This window comes from Rhizobacter sp. (genome assembly GCA_019635355.1).
In the GTDB taxonomy this organism is placed as follows: domain Bacteria; phylum Pseudomonadota; class Gammaproteobacteria; order Burkholderiales; family Burkholderiaceae_C; genus Rhizobacter.
This window is the reverse complement of the sequence record JAHBZQ010000001.1, coordinates 3865655-3889064: the sequence shown is the minus strand read 5'-3', so window position 1 is coordinate 3889064 and position 23410 is coordinate 3865655. Positions and strand designations below refer to the sequence as shown.

The window sequence follows — 23410 nt, the reverse complement described above, 5'->3', positions numbered from 1 at the left end:
CACGCCCGGCCTGGGGCTAGTCCCGACCCGGGGCTGCCGCACGCGCTCCCATACTGCGCCCGCATCGGCATCAACAGGAGGGCCGCCACGCGGCCAGGGAGAGCATCCATGAGCCTTTCGATCTCACGCCGCGCATGCCTGCAAAGCATTGCCGCCGGTTCCGCCAGCCTCGCGCTGCCTGCCATCCACGCCGCCCCGAACGACGCGATCCTGATCGGCCAGAGCGCGCACCTCACCGGCCCGGCCGCGGCGCAGCTGGTGCGGGTGCTCAAGGGCCAGGAGCTGGCGCTCGAAGAATTCAACGAACGCAAAGGTGGCGTCGCCGGCCGCAAGGTGCGGCTCATCACGCTCGACGACGCCTTCGACCCCAAGCGCTGCGTCGAGAACGTGAACACGCTGATCGACAAGGAAAAAGTGGTCGCGCTCTACGGCCTCGCGAGCACGGCCAACGTGACCGCAGTGCTGCCGGTGTTGGCCGAGAAGAAGGTGCCGCTGATCAGCGTCTACACCGGCGCGCCTTCGCTGCGCACGCCTCAGCACCCGTACTTCTTCACCACGATGGCGAGCTACCGAGACGAGGTCGGCAAGATGGTGCAGAACCTCGTGTCGGGCCAGCGCAAGCGCATCGCAGTGGCGGTGCTCAACAACGCCTTCGGCAAGGAAATGGCGCCGATGGTCGAAGAAGTGGCCAAGGCCCACGACGCCACCGTGGTCGCGACCCAGGCCATCGACCTCACCGGCTCGAATGCCGTCAACGCCTGCCGCCTCCTTGGCGAGGCCAAGCCCGACGGGCTCATCATCATGGCCTTCGGGCCGATGTTCGTGCCCACGGTGAAGGCCGCGCGCGCCTACATCGGCGTGCCCATCTACGGGCCGACGATCGCCAACAGCCGCAACTCGATCGAAGCGCTGGGCGACGAAGCCCGCGGCCTCGCCTTCACCCGCCTGCTGCCGAATGCGCTGCGGCCCACACTGCCGGTGATCCGCGACTACGGTGCGGCGATGGAGCGCGCCAAGATTCCCATCGACTACGACCATTTCTTCGGCTACATCAACCTGCGCGCGCTGCTCGAAGGCCTGCGCCGCGCCGGCAAGTCGGTCACACCGCAGAGCCTGGTGAGCACGATGGAACGTGCCGGCACGATGGACATCGGCGGCTACAAGCTCAGCTACGGCCCGCAAAACCACCACGGCTCCAAGCTGGTGGAGCTGACCGTCATCGGCCCGGGCGGGCGCTACATCTCCTGAACGGCCGGGCCTTTCGGGTGGGGGCGACAATGCGGGTTTTGCCCCGCAGATCATGGCCGTCCTCTCCCTCTCCAACGCCGACCTCGCTTTTGGCCATGTCGCCCTGCTCGACAAGGCCGCGTTCTCGCTCGAAGCCGGCGAACGCCTCGGCCTGATCGGCCGCAACGGCGCGGGCAAGTCCTCGCTGCTCAAGATCATCGCGGGGCTGGAGAAGCCCGACGACGGCCTCTTGCAGATGACGCAGGGCCTGCGCATCTGCTACGTGCCGCAGGAGCCGGTGTTCGACGCACAGGCCAGCGTGTTCGACACGGTGAGCGAAGGCGTGGCCGAAGCCAAGCGTGTGCGCCAGCAGTACGAGGAGCACGCCGAAGGCACCGACCTCGACGCGCTGCAGACGCGCATCGAAGCACTCGACGCGTGGAACTGGGAGCAGCGCGTGGACACCACGCTCGCGCAGCTGCACCTCGACGGCAGCCGCGTCGTCGGCGAGCTCTCGGGCGGCATGAAGAAGCGCGTGGCGCTCGCGCAGGCGCTCGTGGCCGTGCCCGACGTGCTGCTGCTCGACGAGCCCACCAACCACCTCGACCTCGACTCCATCGCCTGGCTGGAAGAGCTGCTCAACGGCTTCAAGGGCAGCGTGATGCTGATCACCCACGACCGCGCCTTCCTCGACAACGTGGCCACGCGCATCCTCGAGCTCGACCGCGGCACGATCCGCAGCTACCCCGGCAACTTCAGCGCCTACGAGCGCACGAAGGAAGAGCAGCTCGCGGCCGAGGCGCTGGCCAATGCCCGCGCCGACAAGCTGCTGGCGCAGGAAGAGGTGTGGATCCGCAAGGGCGTGGAAGCGCGCCGCACCCGCAGCGTGGCGCGCATCGAGCGGCTCAAGGTGCTGCGCGACCAACGCCAGAAGCGGCGCGATTCGCTGGGCCAGGTGAAGCTCGAGGTCGACTCGGGCGTGCCGAGCGGCAAGATCGTGGCGGAGCTGAAAGACGTGTCGGTGCGCTTCGGCGAGAAGGTCATCGTCAAGGGCTTCAGCGCCACCATCCTGCGCGGTGACAAGGTCGGCCTCATCGGCCCCAACGGTGCCGGCAAGACCACGCTGCTGAAACTCATCCTCGGCGAGCTGAAACCCGACAGCGGCACGGTGCGCCAGGGCTCGCGCATCGAGGTCGCCTACTTCGACCAGATGCGCAGCACGCTGAAGCTCGATGCGACGCTCGCCGACACCATCAGCCCCGGCAGCGAATGGGTAGAGGTGAACGGCCAGCGCAAGCATGTGATGAGCTACCTCACCGACTTTCTCTTCTCACCCGAGCGCGCCAACTCGCCGGTGCGCACGCTCTCGGGTGGCGAGCGCAACCGCCTCTTGCTGGCGCGCCTCTTCGCGCTGCCGGCCAACGTGCTGGTGCTGGACGAACCGACCAACGACCTCGACATCGACACGCTGGAGCTGCTTGAAGAGCTGCTGCAGTCGTGCAACGGCACGGTGTTCCTCGTGAGCCACGACCGGCGTTTCCTCGACAACGTGGTCACGAGCACCATCGCCTGGGAAGGCGACGAGTCGCCGGGTCTCTGGCGCGAGTACGAGGGCGGCTACGAAGACTGGAAGCTGCAGCAGGGCCGCGCCCGCGCGCTGCGTGATGACAAGGCGGCCAAGCCGGCAGCGCCCTCACCCATCGCCGCGCCCACCCCGCCAGCACCGAAGAAGGCCAAGCTCAGCTACAAGGAGCAGCGCGAACTCGACGGCCTGCCGGCGCGCATCGAAGCGCTGGAGACGGAGCAGAAGCAGCTCGGCGAGCAGCTCAGCGGCACCGCCATCTACAGCGGCGACCCGCAGGTGCTGGCGCAGACGCAGGCGCGCTTCTCGCAGATCGAGACCGAGCTGATGGAAGCGCTGGAGCGCTGGGAACTGCTGGGCTCGAAGTAGCGCTCGCGACCGGGGGCCTTACCGCCCCAACGCGCCGAAGAACGATTCGCCGAAGCCCGTCGGCCGCGTGCGGCTGACGATCAGGCCCGACTGCAGGTAGAGCGCGTTGAGCAGGCGAGAAGCCCGCTCGGTGTCGAAGCCCGGCCACTCGGCCATCTCGCGCAGGGTGTAGCGGTCGCCCTGCAGCTTCTGGATCGCCCCCGGCAAGGCGCCCGCCACGCGCAGGCCCGAAAGGTCGACGCCGGGCGCCACGCGGTAGGCCACCTGGCCGGCGATCTCGGGCAGCAGGGCCGCACGGGCGCCACGCAAGGCCAGCTCCCACAACAGCGGGCGCAGGGGGTGGTAGTGATGCCCTTCGCCGACCAGCGAGGCCTCGGCATCGCCGGGCGGGCGCAGCACGGCCGGCTCCACGTGCAGCACCCGCAGCTCGGTGGGCCGCTGCAGCAGCAGCGCGTCGATCGACACCGGGCAATGCACCAGGCGGTCGACCGCGAAGACGGTGAGCGGCACCACCGACTCACCCATCTGCAAATGAACGACCACGTGCTGCGCATGGCGCACGCAGGCGGCCAGCACTTCCAGCACCTCGGAGGCTTGCCCCGAGTGCTCGAAGCGCATCAGGTCGGCGAGGAGCGACTGGCTCAAGCTCGGCTGCCCGGGCGTCAGCTCGGTGACGACGCGCGCACGCGGCCCCCCCGGCTCATGCAGGTAGCGCTGGAAGTCGCTCACCCGCATCAACTCGGGTTCGCCAAAGGGAATGGTGGGTTCGAACAAGCTCATGAACGGTATGACTGTAGGCGACGCCCCCGCAGCGCCGCAATCAGGGCGTGCCGCGCAGGCCGTCGCGTGTGCGCTCCAGCGCCCGCCAGAAACGGGCGTCTTGCGTGGTCGCGAAATTGATGCGCATCAGCGTGGTGGGCCGGGGGGTGGCATGGAACAGGGCCCCGGGGGCGAGCAGCCAGCCCTGGTCGACCATCGCCTGCGACAGGCGCTCAGTGTCCACCCCCACGTCGACCCAGCCGAAAAGACCCCTCGGCGGGCTGGCAAAACGGCAGCCGGCCGCCTCGGCCAGCTTGACCGAGCGGCCCCGCGCCGCGTCGAGCCGCTGGGCCACCCGCTCGGCATGGCGGCGCAGCAGGCCCTGCTCCAGGCAATGCGCCAGCGCCTGCTCGGTGACGCCGGGGCTGGTGAGGCTGGTGAGGAGTTTGGTGTCGATGAATCGGTCGACGAGCGCTGGCGGCGCGGCGAGGTAGCCCACGCGCCAGTTGGGCACGAGGATCTTCGAGAAGCCCGAGATGTAGATCGTGCGCTCCAGCCCGTCGAGCGCCGACAGGCGCGGCAGGTGCGCCGGCGCGAGGTGGGCGTAGGTGTCGTCTTCCACGATATGGAAGTCGAAGGTCTGCGCCAGCCGCAGCAGGCGGTGCGCGGTGCCGAGCGAGAGCGACGCGCCGGTCGGGTTGTGCAGCACCGAGACGGTGATGTACAGGCGCGGCCGGTCCTGCGGCTTCTGGGCCTCGATGAGGCGCTGCATCACGGCCAGGTCGGGCCCGTCTTCGCCGCGCGGCACCGGCAGGATGCGCAGGCCGAGCGCGGTGAGCCGCGCGTATTCGACCGACCAGCCGGGCTCGTCGACCAGCACCGTGTCGCCCGCGCGCAGCAGGCTGCGGGTGACGATGTCGAGCGCCTGCGTGGCGCCGATGGTGGTGACGATCTGCTCGGGGCGGGCCTTGACGGCGAAGTCTTCGAGCCGCATCGACAGCGCGCGGCGCAGGCGCAGGTCACCCGCCGGCTCGCCGTATTGCAGCGACAGCGGCCCGAGCTGGGCCGGCGCGCTCACGCGGCGCAGCGCGGCGCTGAGCATCGGCAGGTCCAGCCATTCGATGGGCAGCGTGCCGAGCCCAGGCATGGGCTGGCTGCCGGGCGGCTGGAACATGCTGCGCACGAGCATGGTGGCGCTGACGGGCGCGGCCAGGCGCGGGGCGGGGCTGGGAGCCTCGGGCGTGGGCCGCTCCGCGTCACGGCGCTGGTGGTCGCGCACGAAGAAACCCCGCTGCTTGCGCGCCTCGACGAGGCCCAACGCCAGCAACTGGTCGTAGGCCGCCACCACGGTGTAGGGGCTGACACCATGCCGGCGCGCGCATTCGCGCACCGAGGGCAGGCGCGCGCCCGGGGCCATCAGCCGCTGGCGGATGTGCTCGGCAAAACGGTTCGACAGCTGCTCGGTGAGCGTGGCATCAGACTGGCGCGACAGGGGCTGGAGCGGCGACATGGTGGGGCAGCTGTGTTGGGAACACAGCCGATACAGCAGCTGAAATGTGCCGGTGAAGTGTATCGGCTCTGTGCTGGTCACAACCCTAGACTGGCCGAATGAACCCACAAACCAAAGGCATGTGGCTGGGCCTGGCCGGCGTGACGCTCTTCGCGATGACCACGCCGATGACGCGGCTGGCCGTCGGGCCGGCCGACGACCCGCAGCTGCCGCCGCTCTTCGTCACCGCCGGGCGTGCCGCGCTGGCCGGGGTGCTGAGCCTCGCCTACCTGCTGCTCACCCGCGCGCCCCGGCCGCAGACGCGCCACCTGCCGGCACTCGCGGTGAGCGCGGCCGGCACGGTGATCGGCTTCCCGCTCTTTCTCGGCCTCGCGCTGCGCGAGGTGGATGCGATGCACGCTGCGGTCGTCACGGGCCTGCTGCCGCTGGGCACGGCGGTGGTCGCCTCGGTGGCGCTGCGGCAGCGCCCTTCCAGCGGCTTCTGGGCTTGCGCGGGGCTGGGCTTCGGGCTGGTCGTGGCGTTTGCGCTGCTGGCGGGCGGGCAGCTCGGCCTGGCCGACGGGCTGCTGATGCTCGCGGTGCTCAGCGCCGCCGTGGGCTACGTGAGCGGCGCGCAGCTGGCGAAGGAATGGCCGGCCGAGCACGTGATCTGCTGGGTGCTGGTGCTGAGCATGCCGCTCACCTGGCCCCTCGCGTGGCACACCTGGCCGACACAGCCGGCCAGCATGTCGGCCTGGGGCGGCTTCGCCTACGTCACGCTCTTCTCGATGTGGATTGGCTTCTTCGCCTGGTACCGCGGGCTCGCGCTGGGCGGCACGGTGCGGGTCAGCCAGGTGCAACTGGTGCAGCCCTTCCTCTCGCTGCTGTTTGCCGTGCCGGTGCTCGGGGAGCGGCTGGACGCGATGACCCTTCTCTTTTCGCTCGCGGTGATCGCGACCGTCTTCGTCGGCAAGAGAATGCCGGTGAACCTGCCCGCTGCCGCCCGTTGAACGGGCCTCGACACCATGACCCACTCCCTGCCCTGGACGCTCGCCCGCCGTGCCGAGCGCATGAACCCTTCGGTGATCCGCGAAATCCTCAAGGTCACCGAACAGCCCGGCATCATCTCGCTCGCCGGCGGGCTGCCCTCGCCCGACACCTTCCCCATCGAGGCGATGCGCGAGGCCACCACCCGCGTGCTGCGCGACCACCCGCGCGAAGCGCTGCAGTACGCCGCCAGCGAAGGCTTCGCGCCCTTGCGTGAGTGGGTGGCGATCGAGATGGCCGAGCAGGGCCTGCAGGTCGACCCGGCGCAGGTGCTCATCACCACCGGCTCGCAGCAGGGGCTCGACCTCGTCGGCAAGGTGTTGATCGACCCCGGCTCGACGGTCGCCGTCGAGTCGCCCACCTACCTCGGCGCGCTGCAGGCGTTCAACCCCTGCGAGCCCGACTACGTGGCCGTGGCCTGCGATGACGACGGGCCACTGCCGGGCGGGCTCGCCGCTGCGCGCGGCGCACGCTTCCTCTACGCCCTGCCGAACTTCCAGAACCCGAGCGGCCGCTGCATCGGTGCCACGCGGCGCGACGCGCTGATGGACGCCGCGCGTGCCCTGGGCTTGCCGGTGGTGGAAGACAACCCCTACGGCGACCTCTGGTTCGACGGCGCACCGCCCGCGCCGCTCGCCTCGCGCTGGGCCGAGGGCACGGTGTACCTCGGCTCGTTCTCCAAGGTGCTGGCCCCCGGCCTGCGCCTGGGCTACGTGATCGCGCCGAAGCCGCTCTTCCCGAAGCTGCTGCAGGCCAAGCAGGCCGCCGACCTGCACACCCCGGGCTTCAATCAGCGGGTGGTGCACGAGGTGATACGCGGTGGTTTCCTGCACCAGCACGTGCCGACGATCCGTGCGCGCTACAAGGCTCAGCGCGATGCGATGGCCGCGTCGCTCAAGGCGCATCTGCCCGCGAGCTGCCGCTGGAACACGCCGCAGGGTGGCATGTTCTTCTGGGTCGAGCTGCCCGAGGGCGTCGACGCGACCGCGCTGCTGCCCCACGCGGTGGCCCTCGGCATGGCTTATGTGCCGGGTGCCGCGTTCTTCGCCGACAACGCACGCGCGAACACGCTGCGCCTGTCGTTCGTCACCGTGCCGCCAGAGCAGATCGACCGCGGCATCCGCCTGCTGGCCCAAGCCCTGGAAACGCACACCCGATGAGCACCTTCACGTTCACGCAGGTCGACGTCTTCACTGACCAGCCGCTCAAGGGCAACCCGCTCGCCGTGGTGCACGGCGCCGATGCGCTGAGCGATGCGCAGATGCAGTCCTTCGCCCACTGGACCAACCTGTCGGAGACGACCTTCCTGCTGCAGCCCACCGACCCGGCCGCCGACTACCGGGTGCGCATCTTCACGCCCAACGAAGAGCTGCCCTTTGCCGGCCACCCGACGCTCGGCAGTTGCCATGCGTGGCTGCAGGCCGGTGGCACGCCGCGCGTGCGCGGCATGGTGGTGCAACAGTGTGGCGTGGGGCTGGTGCGCATCCGGCAGAACGAGAGCGGCGCCGCCTTCGCGGCACCGGCGTTGAAGATGGAAGCGGTCGACGAGGCGACGCTCGACAAGGTGTTGGCCGCGCTCGGCCTGGCGCGCGAACGGGTGCGCGCAGCGCAGTGGCTGCAGAACGGCCCGCGCTGGCTGACGCTGCTGCTCGACAGCGCCGAGACGGTGCTCACCGTCGAGCCGGACCACGGCGCGTTGAAAGACCTCGCCGAAGTGGGCCTCGTCGGGCCGTATCCGGCCGGCAGTGCGTGCCAGTTCGAGCTGCGCGCGTTCGCCGCCGTGATCGGCGTGCCGGAAGACCCGGTCACCGGCAGCCTGAACGCCGGCGTGGCGCAATGGCTGATCGAACGCGGCGATGCGCCGAAGCGCTACCTCGCGTCACAAGGCCAGCGGCTGGGCCGCGCCGGCCGTGTGCAGATCGAACACGATGGCCGCACCTTGTGGGTGGGCGGGCAGAGCGTCAGCTGCGTGCGGGGCGAGCTGACGCTTTGAGGCAGCAGCTCAGGCCTTGCGACGCAACCGCCAGGCGGCGGCCATGCGCTCCCAGGCCTGGGCGGCCTCGGGGTCCTGTTCGCGCACCAGGGCGCGGTAGCGGCGCAGGATGACGAAGAAGCTCGACAGCAGCAACGCGGCCAGTGCCGCCCCCAGCACGATGAGCGCCCGCGAGGGCTTGGACTTGCGGTCCGGCGGCTGGGCCACGTCGACCTGCTGCAATGCCGGCCCTTCCTTGGCTTCGTCGAGCTTGGCCACTTCGTACTGGCGCAGCATGCTGGCGAGCATGGTTTCCTGGAACTTCACCTCGCGCGCGGCACGCACGTAGTCGATCGCCGCGGCCGGCAGCTTGCCGATCGGGATGTCGATGCCGCCGCTGGCGCCCGACGCGGCCTTGGCCGTCGGCGGCACCGAGGACTCCATGCGCGCCAGCTCGCCGCGCAAGGCGCTCAGCTCGGACGTCAGCAGCTGCACGTCGGGGTTCTGCGCGGTGGTGCTGGTGCGCATCACCTTCAGGCGCACTTCGCGCTCGATGATCTTGGTCTTGAGTTCGGCCACCGCCTTGATGATGGCTTCGGCCTGCTGGTCGAGCACGATCATTCCGGACTTCTCTTGCACCGTGCGCAAGGCCTGCTCGGCCTTGACCAGGTTTTCCTTGGTGTCCTTCAGCTGCTGGTCGAAGAAGACCCGGCGCTGCTGGGCTTCGGACACCGCCAGCCGGCTGAGGAGCTTGCTCAGCTCCGCGGAATACGCATTGGCGAGGTCGGCGGCGAACTTCGGGTCCCGGTCGTCGACCTCCAGCGTGATGACGCCTGACTTCTTGTCGGAAGTGACACGCACATACCGCGGCATGGTGGTGCGCATGACCTCGTAGGTGTCGACCTTGTAGCGCTTGTACAAGTCGAACCGGGTGGCCAGCGCGCGCTGCACGGTGTCGCTCTTCAGCAGATTCACGTAGAGCTCGTCCGGCGTTTTGGCCGCGATGCCTCCGGCCAGCCCGCCCAGGGACCCCAGCGCGGCCAACGCAGCTCCCGAGGCGCTCGGCTGCTGCGCTGACGGCGGCAGGAGCGTGGTGCGGGCGGTGAAGACCGGGTCCCGGACGAAGGCGAACACCAGCGCAAGCACGACCGCCACCCCGGTCACGGAGCCGATCAGGCGTTTGCCTTCGCCCAGCCATGTCAGCAAGTCCAGCAGGCTGACGGCGGGTCCCTCGTCGACGTCTTCTTCCTGCTGCAGCACGTGGGAATCCAGTTGGTTCATGAGATCAGTTCTTGCGCAAGGTCTGTATCGCGGCGGCGCCCAAGCCGAACTGGTAGAAGATCTGGCTGAAGTCCTTCAGGTTGCGCACCAAGGCCCGGCCCCAGGTTTCGAAGTCGAGTTGAGAAGGCACGACGATCGCGTCGCCCGGTTGGATGGACTGCGACTCGATGCCCCCGAAGCCGAGGAAGCCGCGCCGGTCGCCGGCATGCAGCACCGTGCCGTCGGCCCGCAGCACGAACATGTTGGACCGCTCGGCCGCCTCGTCCAGCCCGGCCTGGTTCAGGTAGTCCCCCACGGTGCGACCCGGCTTCCACAGCAGCGCGTTGTTGTTGACCACAGCGCCTGCGACGGTGATGAAGCCCGGCTTAGCAGGCACGGAGATGCGGTCGGCGTGCTCCAGGGGGACTTCGGGCAAGGTGCCGATCGCAGCGTCATCCGGCCGCAGTTCCAGCGCGATGCGGCCATTGGGTTCGACACGGCGCAGTCTGGCCATCTGGGCTTGGGTGGCGGCGGCGTTGACGGACGCGCTGCGGTCGCCGGTTTCATCACGCCGGTTAGCAGCATCACGCGCGCCCTGCGTCGCCGCCAGGGTTTCAAGGCGCGAGATGGCTTCGGTGAGGTTCTCCTTCTGCCGGCGCCGCGTGTCCTCGCGCGTGAATTCCAAGCCATAGACATACGCTTGCCGGGTAAAACCACCCGCCCTCGCAATCAGCTGCGGCAAGGTCTCGCCGGGCAGCAGCTGGTACACGCCGGGCGCACCCACTTCACCTTCCACAGACACCAGCCGGGTCTGCTTGGCGACCGGCACGCGGATGTCCTTCTGGCTGTAGACGGTCACGACGTCGCCCGCCAGCAGCTCGACGTTGCTCGCAGGGTCGCCCTGCAGGACGGCCTTGCCGAGGTTGAAGGGAATCACCTGGGTGCTGAGATCGGGATTCAATCGCTCGATGACGGCGTAGTCCCAGTTCAGTTCCTCAAAGAGGGCGGCGGGCGCCTTCTTGGCACGCTCGGCGACGTTGCGGTCTTCGACGCGGCGCGCGCGCTCGGCGGCGCTGCGCCCCGTCCGATCGAGGCTCCCCTGGGCGTTCGCGCTCGTGCCCGGAGCGTCTCTTGCCGGGTCGGCATCGATCTCGACCGGCTCCCCGACCTCTGGCGACTGCACCAGGAGGTTTTTGCGCCGATGGAAGTCGGGCGTCACCAGCGCGTCCTTGTCCGGAATCAGATCGCGGATCCGCATGCCCGGCTTGTGCGCATAACGCAGCGGCTGCGCCACGGCGCCCTTGAGCGTCACCGCGTTGGCAAACTGCGGCGAGATCGGCAGCAGCGTCAGCACGTCGCCATCGCGCAAAGGACGCTGCAGCCCGGCTTCGTCAAGCTTGAATTCCTCGATATAGCGGGCCGCCGGCATGCGCGCCGGCTCGATGCGCTCGACCAGCACCTTGTTGGGGTTGGTCAGCACCGGGGTGCCCCCCGCATAGCGCAGGACGTCGCGCATCGGCTCCTGCGCCGACTTGAGTTCATAAATCCCTGGGGTGTCGAGCGCACCACTCAGCGCGACACGAGGCCCCGCCGGCTGGAAAACGACCACGTCACCCGCAATCAGCTGCACATCCTTGGATTTGTCACCATTAACAAGGAAGTCGTAGATGTCGAGTTCGGAGACCACGGCGCCATTGCGCCGCAGCAGCACCTTGCGCATCGACCCGTTCGGCCCGGGGCCACCGGCCGCCACCACGGCCGACAGCACGGTGCCCTGGCTCGACACGGTGTAGACGCCCGGCAACCGTGCCGGCCCCACCACGAAGACCTTCACCCCAAGCAGCTGCCCAAGCGACACGCTCAGGTTGAAGTTGGTGTACAGCCGGCCGATCTGCGCACGCAGGTGGCGCTCGAGGTCGGAGGCCTTGACGCCCGCCACGGTGAGGCTGCCAACCTTCGGAAGGTTCACTTGGCCGTTGCGATCAACGACCGCGCGGTAGTCGACATCGATCGCACCCCAGGCGCGGATCAGCACCTCGTCGCCGGGTCCCACGGTGTAATCGCTCGACACTGGCACGCTGTCAGCGGCGACAGGCCGGTTGGCGGCATCGACAAAGAAGCTGGCCCCAAAAACCGGCAGCTGGCGGCCGGTGGCCGTTTCGACAAAACGCTCAAATTCGCTCAGCCGCGGCGGCGGCAACTCGATCCGTCGTTGTGCGGGCTCATCCCGGCGCTGCACGGCATCGCGCCCCTTCCCTGGACCGGCGAGCGCTTCGGCAGATGCACTCCGCCCAAGTTGGCGCTGGCCCACACCCGGGAGCGCCTGCTGAGAGCGAACACTGTCGGGCGCAGAGGCGCCCGCTGCGGGCGCCGACGAATAGCCAGGTGTGTTGAACGTGCCGCTGCCGGATTCATCGGCCGCGTGACCCTCCACCGCAAATAAAGCAAGCACGACGGGCAGAGCGCGAAATACCTGGGGGAGAGGAGCAAACCTGAACGGTGTCATGCGAAGCGAGCTCGTGGCTGGGGCAACGCGAGCACGCGCTGCCTCTCCAACTGCAGTGGAAGCCGCCGAAACGGCAGCGGGCAATGGTAGCGGAAGGACTTTCGGCGCCTGCCCCCTGCAAGCCCCTATGAAAAGACCCGCACGCGGCGCGCTGGCAGAGATTGGGCAAAGGTCCCTACCGCAAGGACCAGGCGTTCCATCGGGGCATCGCGCCGGCCGCTCGCCACCCGGCCCCCAACAAGGTATCTTTCAGCTCCCGCGTCCGCCAGCCCGCCATGCCGCCCGCTCTCCACCGCATCCACCCTTGGGAACTGCCCATCCGGCGGCTCCATTGGCCGCGGGGTCTGCTCGCGTTACGCATCCTGTCGGGCCCGGGCTGCTGACAACTGCGCATGGACGCCCCGACCATCCAGCTCATCACGCCGGACACTGCCGAGTTGATCGCCGACACCCGCGCGATCTTTCGCGAGTACGCGGCGAGCCTTGACGTCGACCTCTGCTTCCAGGGCTTCGAGACCGAGTTGGCCCACCTGCCCGGCGACTACGCGCCGCCCTCGGGGCAATTGCTGCTGGCCCTGGTCGATGGCGATGTCGCGGGCTGTGGCGCCCTGCGGCCCCTGCACGACGCCGATTACCCGAATGCCTGCGAGATGAAGCGCCTCTACGTGCGACCCGCCTTTCGCCGCTTCGGCCTCGGCCGGTTGCTGGTCATGCAACTGCTCGACGACGCACGCCGCGCCGGCTACTCCAACATGCTGCTCGACACGCTCGACGACATGGAGTCGGCGCGCGAGCTGTACGCCACGCTGGGCTTCGAGGAAGTGCCCCCCTACTACTACAACCCCATCCCTGGCGCCCACTACCTGCGCGCCAGGCTGGACCACGCCGCCGAGTTCAAGGTGTCGCGGCGATAGATCCAGATGAGTGATGCCCTCCAGGCCGGCTGCGAACTGCGCGCCGGCGACATGCGCCTCGCGGTGAGGCCCGACCTGGGCAGCTGCATCGCCGGCCTCTGGCACCGCGACACACCCGTGCTGCTGTCGGCCGAGCCGCAGACCTTGCACGCCTCACGACCGTCCGGAAGCTTCCCGCTGGTGCCCTATTCCAACCGCGTCGGGCACCGCCGCTTCCAATGGCAAGGGCTCGATCACACCACCGCACCCAACTTCGGCGACAGCCCGCATTCGCTGCACGGCGTGGCGTGGTTGCGCGCCTGGCAGGTGGTGTCGTTCGAGCCGGCCGGGCTGGTGTTGCGATATGAGCATCGACCCGATGCGCATTGGCCCTTTGCGTTTGCCGCCGAACAGCACTTCACGCTCACCCCGGCACGACTCTCGGTGCGGCTGGCGATGACCAACACCTCGCCGCAAGCCCAGCCGGCGGGGCTCGGCTGGCACCCGTATTTCCCGAAGCGGGCACGCAGCCATCTGCACACGCGGGTGACTCGGCGCTGGGAGGTCGACGACGCGCAACTGCCGACGCGTCCGGTGGCGCAAGACCGCATCGACGACCCCATCGCCCAACTGCGCCTCGACCATTGCTTCGACGGTTGGTCAGGGCGGGCGCTGCTGCACGACGAGCAGTTCTCGCTCGAGCTGTGCTCGTCGCTTCGGCACCTGGTGGTCTACACGCCGCAAGACAAAGACTACTTTTGCGTCGAGCCCGTGAGCCACGTGAACAATGCCATCCAGATGCCCGGCCCCTTGCAGCACGGTCTGGTGGCCTTGCCCCCCGGCGACACCACCGACGCCTGGATGACCCTCGACGTGACAGCCCTGTGACCGACACCTCTTCCGACATCACCGCACTCGATGCGCCCGCCTCGCTGCTCGGCGAATCTCCGCTCTGGCACCCAACCGAGCGGCAGCTCTACTGGACCGACATCCCCGGCAAGGCCCTGCACTGCCACGACCCCCGCAGCGGCCGCCACAAGACGTGGCCGGTCGACACCGAAGTGGGCAGCCTCGCACCGATGCGCGAAGGCGGCCTGCTGCTGGCGCGGCGCGATGGCCTCTGGCAGTTCGACCCCGAGACCGGTCGGCAGCATGCCTTGGTCGCCGCGCCCTACGACAGCAGCCGCGAGCGCTTCAACGACGGCAAGTGCGATCCGCAAGGCCGCTTCTGGACCGGCACGATCTACGAGCCCCGAGACGCGGCCCTCGCAGCCCTCTACTGCTACGACGGGCAACACGGCCTGCGCCGCATGGCCAGCGACATCACCGTCGGCAACGGCCTGGGCTGGAGCCCCGACGGCCGCACGCTCTATTACAGCGACACCAAGGCCCACACCATCTACGCACAGGACTTCGATGCCGCCACCGGCCAACCTGGCGCCCGGCGCATCCTCGCCCAGTTCCCAGTGAAGCAGCCGGACCAGGACCTCGGCACCTACGGCGGCCGGCCCGACGGCGCCGCTGTCGATACCGAAGGCGCTTACTGGTGCGCGATGTTCGAAGGCCAGCGTCTCTTGAAGTTGTCGCCGCAAGGTGTCGTGCTGCGCGAGATCCGTCTGCCCGTGCGCTGCGCCACGATGCCCTGCTTCGGCGGCCCCGACCTCAAGACGCTCTACATCACCACGTCACGCGAGAAACGGCCGGAGGCGGAACTGGCCGCCCAGCCCCTGGCGGGTCGCATCCTCAGTCTGCGCGTCGACACGCCGGGCCTCCCGGCCAACGCCTTCGGCTGAAATCGCGCGACAACCGGGCGCCAATAAGTAACGCCTCCAGGCGGCTCTGGAACCGCCCGGGTTACCACGTATAATCCCGAGGCTTTGCTGCAGCCGCCTGTAACCCGAGCCATGACCAACCCTGTGGGCCGTGACTCGTGGCCAGATGAGGCAGATCAGCCGTCCTTCAAGACGCTGACCGCCGAAGAAGCCAAAGCCCTGAAGTCGAAGCTCCCCATGGTCTCGCCATGGCGCGTACTTTGCGTTCAGGCGCTGGTCGGTTTGCTGTGCACCGCTGTGGTCTGGGCGGTCACACAACGCAGCTCGGCAGCTTGGTCGGCGCTCTACGGCGCGTTGGCCGTGGTGCTTCCGGGGGCCTTGCTGGCCCGTGGAATGACCAGGGGAACAAAGAGCCCGGTGGCTGCGGCCGTGGGGTTCATGTTCTGGGAAATGCTGAAGATTGCGGCGGCGATCGCCATGTTGGTGATCGCGGCCAGAGTGGTGCCCCAACTGAGCTGGCCAGCGTTGCTGATCACGATGGTGGTGTGCATGAAGGTGAACTGGCTGGCGCTCGCGTGGCGCCGGTCTTGATGGACCAGATTCAGGACTGACCAATGGCAAGCGCAGGCGAACACGCCCCGTCCGCGGGTGAATACATCAGCCACCACCTGCATCACCTGCAGAACCACCACCAGACCGGCCCGGTCGACTTCTCGGTCATCAACCTCGACTCCATCTTCTTCAGCATCGTGCTGGGGGTGATTGGTTGCTGGCTGCTCTGGTTGGCTGCACGCAAGGCCACCTCGGGCCGCCCCGGTCGCTTCCAGGCTGCGGTTGAAATCCTCGTCGAAATGGTCGACAGCCAGGCCAAGGGCATCGTGCACAACGCCCAGAGCCGCAAGCTCGTCGCACCGCTGGCGCTGACCGTGTTCGTCTGGATCTTCCTGATGAATTTCATGGACATGCTGCCGGTCGACATCCTCCCCTGGATCAACGACAAGACCATCGGCCTGCCCTACCTGCGCGTCGTGCCCACCGCCGACCTGTCGATCACCATGGGCCTGTCGGTCGGCGTGCTGATCGTCTGCCTGATCTACAACGTCAAGATCAAGGGCCTGGGCGGCTGGATCCACGAACTCTTCGCTGCACCGTTCGGTGACAAGTGGTTCCTCTACCCCTTCAACTTCGCGATGCAGATCATCGAGTTCGTCGCGAAGACCGTGTCGCACGGCATGCGGTTGTTCGGCAACATGTACGCTGGCGAACTGATCTTCATGCTGATCGCGCTGATGGGCGGCGCCTTCGCGCTCAACGCCACCGGCATCGCCCTCTTCCTCGGCCACATCGTGGCCGGCACGGTGTGGACCATCTTCCACATCCTGATCATCACCCTGCAGGCCTTCGTGTTCATGATGCTCACGCTGGTCTACATCGGCCAGGCGCACGACGCGCACTGATCACCGCAGTTTCTGTCCCTTCGTTTTCGTTCCCCCTTTCTTTCCTAAAACCCTAAGGAGTCATCATGGAAGTCATTAGCTTTGTTGCCCTCGCCGCTGGCCTGATCATCGGTCTGGGTGCCGTTGGTGCTTGTATCGGCATCGGCATCATGGGCAGCAAGTACCTCGAGTCGGCCGCCCGCCAGCCCGAGCTGATGAACGAACTGCAGACCAAGATGTTCCTGCTGGCCGGCCTGATCGACGCCGCGTTCATCATCGGTACCGGTATCGCCCTCTGGTTCGCCACTGCCAACCCGTTCCTGGCCCAGATCGCCAACCTGCCGAAGTAATGTGCGTCTCGGGCCCCGCCCGAACGTCGCCGTACTTTTGATCTGTCCAATTCTGTAGAGGCAACACCGTGAGCATCAACGCTACGCTGATCGCGCAGCTGATCGTGTTCCTGATCCTCGTGTGGTTCACGATGAAGTTCATCTGGCCACCGATCGTGAAGGCACTCGACGAGCGTGCGCAGAAGATCGCCGACGGCCTGTCGGCTGCCGACAAGGCCAAGAGCGAACTCTCCGCCGCCAACAAGCGCGTCGAAGAGCAGCTGTCGGCCGCCCGCAACGACTCGGCGCAGCGCCTGGCCGATGCCGAGCGCCTGGCCCAGTCGATGGTCGAAGAAGCCAAGACCCGCGCTGCCGAAGAAGGCGCCAAGATCGTCGCTGCTGCCAAGGCCGAAGCCCAGCAGGAATCGATCAAGGCCCGTGAAGCCCTGCGCGAGCAGGTGGCTGCGCTGGCCGTAAAGGGCGCTGAAGCGATCCTGCGCAAGGAAGTCAACGCCGGCGTGCACGCCGACCTCTTGAACCGCCTCAAGGCCGAGCTCTGACCATGGCCGAGCTTGCAACCATCGCCCGCCCTTACGCCGAAGCCTTGTACAAGGCTGCCGGCAACGCCGACGTGAAGCCGCTGGTCGAGCAGCTCGACGCGGTGGCCGCCGTGGCCGCCGACGCGCAGCTGCGCTCCTTCGCCGACAACCCGAAGGTCACCGCCCAGCAGGTCTTCGACGTGATCACCGGCGTCGCCAAGACCACGCTGTCGAGCCACGTCAGCAACCTGCTGCGCACCGTCATCGACAACGGTCGCCTGGCCGCGTTGCCCGAAGTTGCCAAGCAGTTCCACACCCTGGCCGCTGCCCGCTCCGGCGTGTCCGAAGCCACGGTGTACAGCGCCTTCCCGATCGACGCGTCGCAGCTGTCGGGCGTGGTGGCAACGCTGGAAAAACGCTTCGGCCGCAAGCTCAACGCGACGGTGCAGCTCGATCCCGAACTGATCGGCGGCATCAAGGTGGTGGTCGGCGATGAGGTGCTCGACACCTCGGTCAAGGCACGTCTTGAACAAATGAAGGTGGCGTTGACGGCGTGAGGTCTCTTTCATAGAGCGAACGCTTCGACATCGTCTGACCCTGCAGGCCACTGATTGGCCCGTGGACCGGAGAAAGCAATGCAACTGAATCCCGCTGAAATTTCCGAGCTGATCAAGAGCCGCATCGAAGGCCTGGCTGGCTCGTCCGACATTCGCAACCAGGGCACCGTGGTCTCGGTGACCGACGGCATCACCCGCATCCACGGCCTGTCCGACGTGATGCAAGGCGAAATGCTGGAATTCCCCGCTGGCTCCGACGGCCAGCCGACCTATGGCCTGGCCCTGAACCTCGAGCGCGACTCCGTCGGCGCCGTGATCCTGGGCGAGTACGAGCACATCTCCGAAGGCGACACGGTCAAGTGCACCGGCCGCATTCTGGAAGTGCCGATCGGCCCCGAACTCAAGGGCCGCGTGGTCAACGCCCTCGGCCAGCCGATCGACGGCAAGGGCCCGATCAACGCCAAGCTGACCGCCCCGATCGAGAAGATCGCCCCGGGCGTGATCGCCCGTAAGTCGGTCGACCAGCCGATGCAGACCGGTCTCAAGTCCATCGACTCGATGGTGCCGATCGGCCGTGGCCAGCGCGAGCTGATCATCGGCGACCGCCAGACCGGCAAGACCGCCGTGGCCATCGACGCGATCATCAACCAGAAGGGTCAGAACATGACCTGCATCTACGTCGCGATCGGCCAGAAGGCCTCGTCGATCAAGAACGTGGTGCGCGCACTCGAAGCCAACGGCGCGATGGAATACACCATCGTCGTGGCCGCGTCGGCAGCCGAATCGGCCGCCATGCAGTATGTGTCGGCCTACTCGGGCTGCACGATGGGCGAGTACTTCCGCGACCGCGGCGAAGACGCGCTGATCGTGTACGACGACCTGTCCAAGCAGGCCGTGGCCTATCGCCAGGTCTCGCTGCTGCTGCGCCGCCCGCCGGGCCGTGAAGCCTACCCTGGCGACGTGTTCTACCTCCACAGCCGCCTGCTGGAGCGTGCCGCCCGCGTGAACGCCGACTACGTCGAAGCCTTCACCAAGGGCGAAGTGAAGGGCAAGACCGGTTCGTTGACCGCACTGCCCATCATCGAAACGCAAGCCGGTGACGTGTCGGCCTTCGTGCCCACCAACGTGATCTCGATCACCGACGGCCAGATCTTCTTGGAGACCTCGCTGTTCAACGCCGGCATCCGCCCCGCCATCAACGCCGGTATCTCGGTGTCGCGCGTGGGTTCGTCGGCCCAGACGAAGATCATCAAGGGCCAGTCCGGCGGTATCCGTACCGACTTGGCGCAGTACCGTGAACTCGCGGCCTTCGCCCAGTTCGCCTCGGACCTCGACGAAGCCACCCGCAAGCAGCTCGACCGCGGCGCCCGCGTGACCGAATTGCTGAAGCAGGCCCAGTACTCGCCGCTGTCCATCAGCCTGATGGGCGCGACGCTGTTCGCGGTGAACAAGGGCTTCATGGACGACGTCGACGTGAAGAAGATCCTCGCGTTCGAAGCCGGCCTGCACCAGTTCCTGAAGACCAGCCACGCTGCCCTCCTCAAGAAGATCGAGGACAGCAAGCAACTCGACAAGGACGCCGAAGCCGAACTGTCGACCGCCGTCGCTGCCTTCAAGAAGTCCTTCGCCTAAACCCTGACAGGAGCCAGACATGGCAGCAGGCAAGGAAATACGCGGCAAGATCAAATCGGTGGAGAACACCAAGAAGATCACCAAGGCCATGGAGATGGTGGCCGCCTCCAAGATGCGCAAGGCACAGGACCGCATGCGTCATGCACGCCCCTACGCCGAGAAGGTGCGCAACCTGGCGGCCAACCTCTCGCAGGCCACGCCCGAGTACAAGCACCCCTTCATGGTGAAGAACGACGGTGCGAAGACCACGGGCTTCATCGTGGTGACCACCGACAAGGGCTTGTGCGGCGGCCTCAACACCAACGTGCTGCGCGCCGTCACCGGCAAGCTGCGCGAGCTCGAGGCCGCAGGCCAGAAGAGCGAGGCGGTGGCCATCGGCAACAAGGGCCTGGGCTTTCTCAACCGCATCGGCGCCAAGGTGGTGTCGCAGGCCACGCAGCTGGGCGACCAGCCGCACCTCGACAAGCTGATCGGCCCGGTGAAGGTGCTGCTCGACGCTTACGCCGAAGGCAAGCTCTCCGCCGTGTACCTCTGCTACACCCGCTTCATCAACACGATGAAGCAGGAGCCGGTGGTGCAGCAACTGCTGCCGCTGACGGCCGAGAGCATGACTGCCGACAAGGGCAGCCACGGTTGGGACTACCTCTATGAGCCCGACGCCGCCACGGTGATCGACGAGCTGCTGGTGCGCTACACCGAAGCCCTGGTCTACCAGGCCGTGGCCGAGAACATGGCCTCGGAGCAGTCGGCGCGCATGGTCGCGATGAAGTCCGCCACCGACAACGCTGGCAACGTGATTGCCGAGCTGAAGCTGGTCTACAACAAGACCCGCCAGGCGGCGATCACCAAAGAACTGTCGGAAATCGTGGCCGGTGCGGCCGCGGTGTGACGCAAAAAGTTTTCTAGATTCAAAGGAAAGAACATGGCTTCGGTTGCAGCAGAAGGCAAGATTGTTCAGTGCATCGGCGCGGTGGTGGACGTGGAGTTCCCCCGCAACGCGATGCCCAAGGTGTACGACGCCCTGAAGCTCGAGGGCTCGGCCCTGACGCTCGAAGTGCAGCAGCAGCTGGGCGACGGCGTGGTGCGCACGATTGCACTGGGTTCGTCCGACGGCCTGCGCCGCGGCCTGACCGTCTCGAACACCGGCGCACCGATCTCGGTGCCCGTCGGCCCGGCCACCCTTGGCCGCATCATGGACGTGCTGGGCACGCCCATCGACGAGCGCGGCCCCGTGAGCCAGGAGCTCACCGCCTCCATCCACCGCAAGCCGCCCGCATACGACGAGCTGAGCCCCTCGCAAGACCTGCTCGAAACCGGCATCAAGGTGATCGACCTGGTGTGCCCGTTCGCCAAGGGCGGCAAGGTGGGCCTGTTCGGCGGCGCCGGCGTGGGCAAGACCGTGAACATGATGGAGCTCATCAACAACATCGCCAAGGCCCACTCGGGTCTGTCGGTGTTCGCCGGTGTGGGCGAACGTACCCGTGAGGGCAACGACTTCTATCACGAGATGTCCGACTCCAAGGTCGTGGACCAGGAGAACCTCGCGAACTCCAAGGTCGCGATGGTGTACGGCCAGATGAACGAACCCCCGGGCAACCGTCTGCGCGTGGCGCTGACCGGCCTGACCATCGCCGAGTCGTTCCGCGACGAAGGCCGTGACGTGCTCTTCTTCGTCGACAACATCTACCGCTACACGCTGGCCGGTACCGAAGTGTCGGCACTGCTGGGCCGCATGCCTTCCGCCGTGGGTTACCAGCCGACGCTGGCCGAAGAAATGGGCCGCCTGCAAGAGCGCATCACCTCCACCAAGGTTGGCTCGATCACCTCGATCCAGGCCGTGTACGTGCCGGCGGACGACCTGACCGACCCATCGCCTGCCACCACCTTCGCCCACCTGGACTCGACCGTGGTGCTGTCGCGTGACATCGCCTCGCTGGGCATCTACCCCGCCGTGGACCCGCTCGACTCGACCTCGCGCCAGCTGGACCCGAACGTGGTCGGCGAAGAGCACTACACCGTGGCCCGCGCCGTGCAAGGCACGCTGCAGCGCTACAAGGAACTGCGCGACATCATCGCGATTCTGGGCATGGACGAACTGGCCCCGGAAGACAAGCTGGCCGTGGCCCGCGCCCGCAAGATCCAGCGTTTCCTGTCGCAGCCCTTCCACGTGGCCGAAGTCTTCACCGGCTCGCCCGGCAAGTACGTGCCGCTGAAGGAAACCATCCGTGGCTTCAAGATGATCGTGGCTGGCGAGTGTGACTCGCTGCCCGAGCAGGCCTTCTACATGGTTGGCACCATCGACGAGGCGTTCGAGAAGGCGAAGAAGATCCAGTAAGCCCTGTGCTTGCCGGACCTCTCTCAACCTTTAAGGAAACCACATGGCAACCCTGCACGTAGACGTCGTCTCCGCCGAAGAGAGCATCTTCTCCGGCGAAGCGAAGTTCGTCGCCCTGCCGGGTGAACTGGGCGAGCTCGGGATCTACCCGCGCCACACGCCCCTGATCACCCGCATCAAGCCGGGCGCCGTCCGCATCGAACGCGCCGACAACGGCCAGGAAGAGTTCGTGTTCGTGGCCGGCGGCATCCTCGAAGTCCAGCCGGGCACGGTCACCGTGCTGGCCGACACCGCCATCCGCGGCAAGGACCTCGACGAAGCCAAGGCCAACGAAGCGAAGAAGCTCGCCGAAGAAGCGTTGAAGAACGCCAAGAGCGACATCGACCTCGCCAAGGCCCAGAACGAACTGGTGGCCCTGGCCGCCCAGATCGCCGCGCTGCGCAAGTTCCGCAAGAAATAACTCCAAACTCTTCCGGGCGGCCTCGCATCGCTGCGAGACGGCCCGCGACATCCAGCCCGCACTGCTTGGCAGCTGCGGGCTTTTTTCTGCCCGCCACCATCTTCGACTGCACGTTTGTTGAATTTTGCTGCGCAAAGAGCACGAATCTGCACATGTAAAAGGCAGTTCGCCGCGTAGTAACCCGAATTGTTGTGCACGATCGTGCATTTTTAAATGTACCGATCCCGGTGTGATACCGGAACCGATGGCGCCGCCCGTGCTGCCACGCCAGCAAGACAGGAGACTTCCATGCAGCGACTCTCACGGCGCCTGGCCATGGCGCCCGGCATCCTGGCCACGGCCCTGGGCCTTCTCACGACCGCCCTGCCCGCCTCGGCCGCTTTCTGGGACTTGCGCGGCGACATCGGCGTGCACGACCCCTCGATCATCAAAGAGGGCAGCGCCTGGTACACCTTCAGCACGGGCCAAGGCATCCAGGTGCTCAAGTCCGACAGCACCGGCCGCCAATGGAGCCGCGTGCCACAGATCTTCCTGTCGCCTCCGTCGTGGTGGAAGACCTACGTGCCCGGTCAGAAGACGAACGACGTGTGGGCGCCCGACGTGCACGTCTTCAACGGCAAGACCTGGCTCTACTACTCGATCTCGACCTTCGGCTCCAACACCTCGGCCATCGGCCTGGCCTCGGCCACCAGCATCGGCGCCGGCAAGTGGACCGACAACGGCCTGGTGCTGCGCAGCACCAGCGCCAACGACTACAACGCGATCGACCCGCACCTCGTGGTCGACGCCGCCGGCACACCGTGGCTCGCCTTCGGCTCGTTCTGGAGCGGGCTCAAGATCGTGCGCATCAACCCGAGCACGATGAAGCCCACGGGTTCGATGATCTCCATCGCCAAGCGCAGCGCCGGCATCGAAGCGCCGGCCATCACCTACCGCAACGGCTACTACTACCTGTTCGCGTCGATCGACAAGTGCTGTCAGGGCGTGAACAGCACCTACAAGGTGATCTACGGCCGCTCCACCTCGGTCACCGGCCCCTACGTCGACCGGTCGGGCAAGCGCCTGCTCGACGGCGGCGGCACCGTGCTCGACGCCGGCAACGTGCGCTGGAAAGGCCCCGGCGGCCAGGACGTGAGCAATGGCGTGATCGCCCGCCACGCCTACGACGCCAACGACAACGGCAACCCCAAGCTGTTGATCAACGACCTCAACTGGACCAGCGATGGCTGGCCCAGCTATTGAGCCA

At 67.2% G+C, this 23410-nt stretch carries 22 protein-coding genes; 18 read left to right on the top strand and 4 right to left on the bottom strand.

Features of this window, described 5'->3' with window-relative positions; all coding sequences use genetic code 11:
* Window positions 1-108: 108 nt before the first annotated feature.
* Together KF892_17885 and KF892_17880 are read left to right on the top strand one after the other, a co-directional pair.
* Complete coding sequence (locus KF892_17885; GenBank protein MBX3626895.1) at window positions 109-1248, top strand: ABC transporter substrate-binding protein; 1140 nt, start codon at window positions 109-111, stop codon at window positions 1246-1248.
* Window positions 1249-1300: 52 nt separating this feature from the next.
* Window positions 1301-3178, top strand: coding sequence for an ATP-binding cassette domain-containing protein (locus KF892_17880; protein MBX3626894.1), 1878 nt, complete (start codon window positions 1301-1303; stop codon window positions 3176-3178).
* A gap of 18 nt (window positions 3179-3196) precedes the next feature.
* Here KF892_17880 and KF892_17875 read toward each other — a convergent pair whose 3' ends face one another.
* Both KF892_17875 and KF892_17870 read right to left on the bottom strand, forming a co-directional pair.
* Entirely contained in the window at window positions 3197-3952 is a 756-nt protein-coding gene (locus KF892_17875; GenBank protein MBX3626893.1) for a hypothetical protein, read from the bottom strand.
* Window positions 3953-3998: 46 nt separating this feature from the next.
* The gene (locus KF892_17870; GenBank protein MBX3626892.1) at window positions 3999-5447 is read right to left on the bottom strand and encodes a PLP-dependent aminotransferase family protein; all 1449 of its coding nucleotides are present in this window, start codon (window positions 5445-5447) and stop codon (window positions 3999-4001) included.
* A gap of 98 nt (window positions 5448-5545) precedes the next feature.
* On the opposite strand from KF892_17870, the gene KF892_17865 reads away from it, so the two are divergent.
* Genes KF892_17865 through KF892_17855 form a run of 3 tightly spaced genes read left to right on the top strand, consistent with a single transcriptional unit; the run spans window position 5546 to window position 8466 of the window.
* Window positions 5546-6436, top strand: coding sequence for a DMT family transporter (locus KF892_17865; protein MBX3626891.1), 891 nt, complete (start codon window positions 5546-5548; stop codon window positions 6434-6436).
* Window positions 6437-6463: 27 nt separating this feature from the next.
* Window positions 6464-7633: a PLP-dependent aminotransferase family protein gene (locus KF892_17860; GenBank protein ID MBX3626890.1), complete on the top strand. Its 1170-nt coding sequence runs from the start codon at window positions 6464-6466 to the stop codon at window positions 7631-7633.
* A complete protein-coding gene (locus tag KF892_17855; protein ID MBX3626889.1) occupies window positions 7630-8466 on the top strand; it encodes a PhzF family phenazine biosynthesis protein in 837 nt (278 codons plus the stop codon). Before KF892_17860 ends, KF892_17855 begins: the two co-directional genes overlap by 4 nt.
* 9 nt (window positions 8467-8475) lie before the next feature.
* On the opposite strand, the gene KF892_17850 is transcribed toward KF892_17855, so the two are convergent.
* Entirely contained in the window at window positions 8476-9726 is a 1251-nt protein-coding gene (locus KF892_17850; protein ID MBX3626888.1) for a lipopolysaccharide biosynthesis protein, read from the bottom strand.
* A gap of 4 nt (window positions 9727-9730) precedes the next feature.
* A complete protein-coding gene (locus KF892_17845; GenBank protein ID MBX3626887.1) occupies window positions 9731-12211 on the bottom strand; it encodes an SLBB domain-containing protein in 2481 nt (826 codons plus the stop codon).
* Window positions 12212-12603: 392 nt separating this feature from the next.
* Between KF892_17845 and KF892_17840 the strand changes: the two genes are divergently transcribed.
* The 13 genes from KF892_17840 to KF892_17780 all read left to right on the top strand — a co-directional run bounded on the left by KF892_17840 (window position 12604) and on the right by KF892_17780 (window position 23406).
* A complete protein-coding gene (locus tag KF892_17840) occupies window positions 12604-13125 on the top strand; it encodes a GNAT family N-acetyltransferase (GenBank protein MBX3626886.1) in 522 nt (173 codons plus the stop codon).
* A gap of 6 nt (window positions 13126-13131) precedes the next feature.
* Window positions 13132-13992: an aldose 1-epimerase gene (locus KF892_17835; GenBank protein MBX3626885.1), complete on the top strand. Its 861-nt coding sequence runs from the start codon at window positions 13132-13134 to the stop codon at window positions 13990-13992.
* Window positions 13989-14897 (top strand): SMP-30/gluconolactonase/LRE family protein, encoded by a 909-nt coding sequence (locus tag KF892_17830; protein ID MBX3626884.1) that lies wholly within the window; start codon window positions 13989-13991, stop codon window positions 14895-14897. Before KF892_17835 ends, KF892_17830 begins: the two co-directional genes overlap by 4 nt.
* Window positions 14898-15008: 111 nt before the next feature.
* Window positions 15009-15467, top strand: coding sequence for an ATP synthase subunit I (locus KF892_17825; protein ID MBX3626883.1), 459 nt, complete (start codon window positions 15009-15011; stop codon window positions 15465-15467).
* Window positions 15468-15490: 23 nt separating this feature from the next.
* Window positions 15491-16333 (top strand): F0F1 ATP synthase subunit A, encoded by an 843-nt coding sequence (atpB, locus tag KF892_17820; protein ID MBX3626882.1) that lies wholly within the window; start codon window positions 15491-15493, stop codon window positions 16331-16333.
* A 62-nt stretch (window positions 16334-16395) separates the two neighbouring features.
* Complete coding sequence (atpE, locus tag KF892_17815) at window positions 16396-16662, top strand: F0F1 ATP synthase subunit C (protein ID MBX3626881.1); 267 nt, start codon at window positions 16396-16398, stop codon at window positions 16660-16662.
* Between the two features lie 68 nt (window positions 16663-16730).
* On the top strand, window positions 16731-17201 hold the full coding sequence (locus KF892_17810) for a F0F1 ATP synthase subunit B (GenBank protein ID MBX3626880.1): 471 nt from the start codon (window positions 16731-16733) through the stop codon (window positions 17199-17201).
* A gap of 2 nt (window positions 17202-17203) precedes the next feature.
* Window positions 17204-17737, top strand: a complete 534-nt coding sequence (locus KF892_17805; GenBank protein ID MBX3626879.1) for a F0F1 ATP synthase subunit delta — start codon at window positions 17204-17206, stop codon at window positions 17735-17737.
* A gap of 78 nt (window positions 17738-17815) precedes the next feature.
* The gene (gene atpA, locus KF892_17800) at window positions 17816-19369 is read left to right on the top strand and encodes a F0F1 ATP synthase subunit alpha (GenBank protein MBX3626878.1); all 1554 of its coding nucleotides are present in this window, start codon (window positions 17816-17818) and stop codon (window positions 19367-19369) included.
* 19 nt (window positions 19370-19388) lie between these two features.
* Window positions 19389-20258 carry a F0F1 ATP synthase subunit gamma gene (gene atpG, locus KF892_17795; protein ID MBX3626877.1) on the top strand — a complete coding sequence of 290 codons (870 nt, stop codon included), beginning with the start codon at window positions 19389-19391 and terminating at the stop codon, window positions 20256-20258.
* 33 nt (window positions 20259-20291) lie between these two features.
* On the top strand, window positions 20292-21704 hold the full coding sequence (atpD, locus tag KF892_17790; GenBank protein MBX3626876.1) for a F0F1 ATP synthase subunit beta: 1413 nt from the start codon (window positions 20292-20294) through the stop codon (window positions 21702-21704).
* A gap of 43 nt (window positions 21705-21747) precedes the next feature.
* Window positions 21748-22164 (top strand): F0F1 ATP synthase subunit epsilon, encoded by a 417-nt coding sequence (locus KF892_17785; protein ID MBX3626875.1) that lies wholly within the window; start codon window positions 21748-21750, stop codon window positions 22162-22164.
* A gap of 288 nt (window positions 22165-22452) precedes the next feature.
* Window positions 22453-23406 (top strand): glycoside hydrolase family 43 protein, encoded by a 954-nt coding sequence (locus KF892_17780; GenBank protein ID MBX3626874.1) that lies wholly within the window; start codon window positions 22453-22455, stop codon window positions 23404-23406.
* The last annotated feature ends 4 nt before the right edge of the window (window positions 23407-23410 follow it).

Excerpts from the sequence above, each read along its gene's own strand:
- KF892_17885 (MBX3626895.1), top strand. The coding sequence starts at position 109 with ATGAGCCTTTCGATCTCACGCCGCGCATGCCTGCAAAGCATTGCCGCC.
- KF892_17880 (MBX3626894.1), top strand. The coding sequence starts at position 1,301 with ATGGCCGTCCTCTCCCTCTCCAACGCCGACCTCGCTTTTGGCCATGTC.
- KF892_17870 (MBX3626892.1), bottom strand. The coding sequence starts at position 5,447 with ATGTCGCCGCTCCAGCCCCTGTCGCGCCAGTCTGATGCCACGCTCACC.
- KF892_17865 (MBX3626891.1), top strand. The coding sequence starts at position 5,546 with ATGAACCCACAAACCAAAGGCATGTGGCTGGGCCTGGCCGGCGTGACG.
- KF892_17855 (MBX3626889.1), top strand. The coding sequence starts at position 7,630 with ATGAGCACCTTCACGTTCACGCAGGTCGACGTCTTCACTGACCAGCCG.
- KF892_17850 (MBX3626888.1), bottom strand. The coding sequence starts at position 9,726 with ATGAACCAACTGGATTCCCACGTGCTGCAGCAGGAAGAAGACGTCGAC.
- KF892_17845 (MBX3626887.1), bottom strand. The coding sequence starts at position 12,211 with ATGACACCGTTCAGGTTTGCTCCTCTCCCCCAGGTATTTCGCGCTCTG.
- KF892_17840 (MBX3626886.1), top strand. The coding sequence starts at position 12,604 with ATGGACGCCCCGACCATCCAGCTCATCACGCCGGACACTGCCGAGTTG.
- KF892_17835 (MBX3626885.1), top strand. The coding sequence starts at position 13,132 with ATGAGTGATGCCCTCCAGGCCGGCTGCGAACTGCGCGCCGGCGACATG.
- KF892_17825 (MBX3626883.1), top strand. The coding sequence starts at position 15,009 with ATGACCAACCCTGTGGGCCGTGACTCGTGGCCAGATGAGGCAGATCAG.
- atpB (MBX3626882.1), top strand. The coding sequence starts at position 15,491 with ATGGCAAGCGCAGGCGAACACGCCCCGTCCGCGGGTGAATACATCAGC.
- KF892_17805 (MBX3626879.1), top strand. The coding sequence starts at position 17,204 with ATGGCCGAGCTTGCAACCATCGCCCGCCCTTACGCCGAAGCCTTGTAC.
- atpA (MBX3626878.1), top strand. The coding sequence starts at position 17,816 with ATGCAACTGAATCCCGCTGAAATTTCCGAGCTGATCAAGAGCCGCATC.
- atpG (MBX3626877.1), top strand. The coding sequence starts at position 19,389 with ATGGCAGCAGGCAAGGAAATACGCGGCAAGATCAAATCGGTGGAGAAC.
- atpD (MBX3626876.1), top strand. The coding sequence starts at position 20,292 with ATGGCTTCGGTTGCAGCAGAAGGCAAGATTGTTCAGTGCATCGGCGCG.
- KF892_17785 (MBX3626875.1), top strand. The coding sequence starts at position 21,748 with ATGGCAACCCTGCACGTAGACGTCGTCTCCGCCGAAGAGAGCATCTTC.
- KF892_17780 (MBX3626874.1), top strand. The coding sequence starts at position 22,453 with ATGCAGCGACTCTCACGGCGCCTGGCCATGGCGCCCGGCATCCTGGCC.